The organism is Rubrivirga sp., assembly GCF_049648075.1.
GTDB lineage: Bacteria > Bacteroidota > Rhodothermia > Rhodothermales > Rubricoccaceae > Rubrivirga.
In genome coordinates this window covers 1-4,626 of the sequence record NZ_JBARYR010000592.1, presented here as the reverse complement: position 1 = coordinate 4,626, position 4,626 = coordinate 1, and the positions used below count along the sequence as shown (strand labels likewise).

The 4,626-nt window shown below is 69.8% G+C and carries 5 protein-coding genes; 1 reads left to right on the top strand and 4 read right to left on the bottom strand.

What is annotated here, in order from left to right:
- Both WBA11_RS16335 and WBA11_RS16330 read right to left on the bottom strand, forming a co-directional pair.
- A partial coding sequence (locus tag WBA11_RS16335; RefSeq protein WP_424521714.1) for a hypothetical protein occupies nucleotides 1-1,267 on the bottom strand: 1,267 nt, incomplete at its 3' end.
- A gap of 39 nt (nucleotides 1,268-1,306) precedes the next feature.
- Complete coding sequence (locus WBA11_RS16330) at nucleotides 1,307-1,807, bottom strand: SLBB domain-containing protein (protein ID WP_424521713.1); 501 nt, start codon at nucleotides 1,805-1,807, stop codon at nucleotides 1,307-1,309.
- 53 nt (nucleotides 1,808-1,860) lie between these two features.
- Here WBA11_RS16330 and WBA11_RS16325 point away from each other — a divergent pair, with 53 nt between their 5' ends.
- The gene (locus WBA11_RS16325) at nucleotides 1,861-2,067 is read left to right on the top strand and encodes a hypothetical protein (protein WP_424521712.1); all 207 of its coding nucleotides are present in this window, start codon (nucleotides 1,861-1,863) and stop codon (nucleotides 2,065-2,067) included.
- Here the strand turns inward: WBA11_RS16325 and WBA11_RS16320 are convergent.
- Nucleotides 2,064-3,359, bottom strand: coding sequence for a glycosyltransferase family 4 protein (locus WBA11_RS16320; RefSeq protein ID WP_424521711.1), 1,296 nt, complete (start codon nucleotides 3,357-3,359; stop codon nucleotides 2,064-2,066). The genes WBA11_RS16325 and WBA11_RS16320 overlap by 4 nt on opposite strands.
- Before the next feature lie 60 nt (nucleotides 3,360-3,419).
- Nucleotides 3,420-4,626, bottom strand: a 1,207-nt coding sequence (locus tag WBA11_RS16315) for a hypothetical protein (protein ID WP_424521710.1), incomplete at its 5' end; no start/stop codon positions are given.

The following is a 4,626-nucleotide window of genomic DNA, read 5'->3' as shown; positions in this document are numbered from 1 at the left end:
GGCCCAGCATCACCGCGGCCTCGACGCTGACGGCGACCAAGTCGGAGAGCAGCGCCCCGGCCACCCCGAACACGAAGACGAGCGCCGCGCCGACCGTGCTCATGGTCCCTGACGCCGCAAGGCGGGCCGCGAAGATCTCGGCAGGCCGCTCGCGAGCGCGCAGCACCGACATCAGCACGTTGGCGACGACGGCGGCCAGGGGGAGCGCCCCGACCATCCAGAGCAGTTGGGCGTAGTCGTTGTACTGACCGTCGTAGAGCGCGTCTAGGATGGGCCGCCCAGCCAGACCGATCAACAACGCCCAGGCGAGCGCGCCGGTAAGCAAGACCACCCCAGCACCCCGGACGATGTTGCGCTCGCGCTCTCGCGACTCGGCCCGCACCAGAGTCGGGACGAGGAGCTTGGTGATCGCGGCGGTCGCGTGAAGCACCGGCATCACCAAGTTGAACAGCGCCCGGAGCGCGCCGGTCTCTGCCAGACCCGCCCACAGTGGCAAAAGGAGGAACGGGAGGTAGCCCTGGACCCACTCGAGGGCGCCCGTCGAGGCCGCCCAGCCTCCGTAGCTCCAGTGCTGGTTCTTGGCGTCGTCCTCGAGGTCGCGGTCGTCTTTGCGCCGCAGGGGGACGCCCAGGCGGGCCGCGGTGACGAGCCCGGCGATGAGGGATGCCACCGAGATCAGGACGATCGCGGTGACCTCGTCCAAAACGTTGAGCGCGCGCAGGCCGAACGCGCCGGCGACAACCAAGAGCGCGTAAAGGCCGTCGGAGGCCGCGGCGAGAGCTGGCTGCGTCCTGATGAAACACGCCGACCGCATGATCCACTGGAACAAGATCGCCGCCTGGCCGATCGCGAAGGCGGCCAGCGCGTGGGCCAGAACCGTCTGACCCAGGACCCACGCGATCGCAGCCCCCGACCCCAGGAGGGCGCCGAAGATGAGCGCGAGTTGGACGTGGCCAGAGAGCAACACCCGGAGATACCGTCCGAGCCGACTCTCGAACCGGCCCGACCCGAACACCAGCATCGGCTCGACCACGAACCCTCCGTGGACAGTACCCAAGAGGATGAAGACGGTGTAGGCTACGGTGTAGGCGCCGTACCCCTCGGGCGAAAGCCACCGCGCCAGCAAGATGCTGACGACGAAGTTGGCGCCGGCGAAGAGCGCCTGATCCGCCACGGTCCACGCTCCGTTGCGCGCCCACGAGCCGGCGCCGAACAACGATCGGAGTCGCTCGGCGGTGCTTGGGGGAGACGGATCGGACGAGGCCATGCCAAGCGAGTCGAGGAGCGGCCCCGTGGGGCCAGATGCCTAGCCGCCGAGGACAGAGATGATGAACGCGAGCGTGCCCACTGCCCCCAACGCGGTCGCTGCGTCCTGCCACCCCAGGCGTCGCTTGTCCACGACCTCGACCAAAAGCGCGTCGTCGTGGCGGAGCGGCGGGATCACGACGGGGTTCGAGACGGCATCGCTCAGGAGAGCTCCGTAGAGCATGCCCGTTCCGGGCCGAAACAGTCGGATCTCGACGCGGCGATCGCTCTGCGGGTCACGGATATCGACCTGCGGTCCACCTGCGAGGGCGAGGAGACGACGGAGGTCGGTCTCGTCCGCGATCTCGTAGAGACCGGGGTTGACCACGTTGCCGCTGACCTGGACCTGGATGGTCGCCTCTCCCGGCATGTGGTGCTGGTAGTAGCCGGGCGCCGTGCTCACGGTCCGCTCGCTCCGCCCAATCCGAGTGATCGGATCATCGGCGGGCTGAGGGGACGCCAGCAGAGGCACGATGGCGAGAAGGAGAACGGAATACCGCATGGGAGTCGGGGACGGAGAGACGCCGGCTGGGTATCGGCATCGAGGTCGGCATCTTGAGCAGGCTGATCGCGCACGGCGACCCCGGGGGCATGCGTTTAGTGGCCCGCGAGGGAACGAGTCTGCGTCGACCGGGCGGCGCACCGCGCACCCTGGCCACGCCGTTCGGCGACCTCGAGGACGAAGGCGCGTTGCCCTCGCCCTCGGCCGCCCTCGAGAACGCGCGCCCTCGACGGGCCTGGGGCGACGAGCAGGCTCGTTAGGCCACGTCGGTGGGCGTCGGAACGTGGGGAACGAGATAGTCAGCTAAGACGTGGGGCACGCCGTCCCCAGAGACGTCGGGCACGTGCCCGAGCACCTCGGCGTAGATCGCGTTCAGGGCAGCCCCGTTCCGGGTCCAGCGGAGCTCCTCGGCGCGAGCGATAGCGCCCGCGCTCAGACGGTCGTAGAGAGCGGGATCGCTCGCGACCAACGAGAGAGCCTGAGCCACGCCCTCGACGACGTGCTCGGGACTGGTAACGGGTACGGGAACCCCGCACTCGGCAGAGCCCATGTCGGCGGCGCCTTGGTGGTCGAGGTACACGACGGGCAAGCCGGCCGCGAGCGCTTCGAGCATGACGTTCCCCGACGTGTCTCGGACGCTCGTGAACGCGAGCATGTCGGCGTCGGCGTAGAGATCGAGCAGGTCGGCACGAGGGATCTGCCCGCGCGCGTCGACGCCCTCGACGTCGTCGACGAGATGACGCTCGGGTCCGTCGCCGACGACGATGAGCTCGACCTCGAGGCCGAGTTCGCGGACGCGACGGATGGCCTCGACGGCGATTCCGACTCGCTTGCGGGGCTCGAGCGCGCCGGCCCAAAGCACGCGGACCGGGCCGGGTACCCGGTCGGCCCACCGCTTCGGCTCCCCGACCGAGCGGACGCCCGTCTCGAGCAGTTGCCGCACCTCGAGGCCGAGGGCGGCCTCGAGGTCCCGCTTCCCGGTCGAGTTCGCAGCCAGCACGACGCTGGCGGCAGCGGCGGCTCGCCGGACACGAGGGCTGGCACGGAGCTGGATCTCGTTGAGCACGGTCCGTGTACCCTCGATCACGGTCGTTACCGCCCCCCCATGCTTCACGAACGCAGCCGGTGTGTTCTGAGTCCCCCCCACGGGCCCCCAGACGAATGGGATATCGAGCTTCCACAAGTAGCCCGGTTCGCGGAACCCGCACATGTTGACGTGATGGGCCAGGTCGAACGGCGCGCGCTCGTGCATCTCTTTGGCCGCGAGGTACGCCCGCCACTGCCACCGCCTGTAGCCAGAATAGTACAGGCCGGGCGTGCTCATCAGTCGGTCCTCGAGGGCGGTCGGAGGGACGAAATGGAAGTGCAGACCCTCGAGCCCCTGGTCTCGAACAGCGTCGCGGACAGCCCGCTCGTTGTCCTCGGGCTTCGTGATCACGTGGACCTCCCCAAACTTCGAGGACTCGACGGCCCTGTTCCACCCGACCGTCGGCTCGGACCCCCGAAACGGATGGCAGATGAAGGCTCCCAAGACGAGACGGGGACGGCGCATGAGCAGAGCGACCTCGAGGCCGCAGCAGAGAGGGATCGGAGAGCCGTCCTCGAGGGCGAGCTAAGCGTTCGGTAGCGGATTGTGCCGGACGGCCGCTGTGGACCCAAAGCCCACAGCTCCTCGGGCGTCGAACTTGTTGACGACGGCGCCGATGCGGGCCAGCCCCACGCCCGAGAGCTCGGTCGCGACCTGGGTCATGGCCTCGAGGTTGGTCCGGTCGGCCTCGGCGATCAGGACGGCGGCGTCGACGTGCGGCGCCAAAAGCGCGGCGTTGGCCGATGCGAGGGCCGCGGGCGTATCGAGGACGACCAGGTCGAAGGCGTCGCGGAGGTTGTCGAGCAGGGCGCCGATCTGGTCCGGCGCCCACATCTGGTCGGGGCGGACGGCGGCCTCGAGGGGCGTCATCGCGAACAGGCCCGGAGCGGCCGTGCTCCAATAGACGAAGTTGCTGCCCTCGGGGCCTTCGCCCAGCGGGTGGTCGCCCAGGCCGAACAGCTCGCCCACGACCGGACGGCGCAGGTCGGCATCGATGAGCAGGGTGCGGCGGCCGGCTTGCGCGGCCACGATCGCGACGTTGGCCGCGACCAGGCTCTTGCCCGCGCTCGCCTCCGGTGCCCCCACCAGCACCACCTGGGGCGTCGGGGTGCCGGAGTACAGCCCGGCGTGCAGGTGCCGGAAGGCCTCGGCCTCGATGCCGAACGGATCGAGGAGAGAGACCAGGCCTGGGTGGACGCTAGCGCCCTCGATCTCCTGGCGCTCGCCGCGGAGTTGCTTCGAGAAGTCCGGGACGGTCCCGATGACCGCGAAGCCGGAGTCGCGCAGGTCGTCCGGGGTGCGGACGCGGTTGTCAGTCTGGTGCTTGACGAAGGCAACGCCCAAGCCGAGCAAGAAGCCCAGCAGCGAGCCCACCCCGACGTTGATCGGCAGGCCGGGGCCGGCCTCCTCACGCGGGACCTGGACGTCGCGGATCACCTGGGCGAACCCGACCTCCGTCGTCTCGGTCAGGGCGACCTGGTCGGCCTCGGTTTGGAGCTGACGGAGACGGGCCGCCGTCGCGTCCCGCTGGCGCTCGAGCCGGTCGATCTCGACGCGTTGCTCGGGCACGGCGCGGAGCTGGCTCCGGGCCTCGCCCAGCCTCGATGCCAGGAGCCCCGTACGGGCGTCGGCGCCGGCCAGGTCAGCGGAGACGGACGAGATCTCGCGCTGGATTTGGGCGAGGTAGGCTTGCCCGTTGTCGCCCGTGCTCCCCAGGCTCAGGCCACCGGCG

What these genes read in the sequence shown, in the direction of transcription:
- WBA11_RS16330 (WP_424521713.1), bottom strand. Translation starts at nt 1,807, where the DNA reads ATGCGGTATTCCGTTCTCCTTCTCGCCATCGTGCCTCTGCTGGCGTCC.
- WBA11_RS16320 (WP_424521711.1), bottom strand. Translation starts at nt 3,359, where the DNA reads ATGCGCCGTCCCCGTCTCGTCTTGGGAGCCTTCATCTGCCATCCGTTT.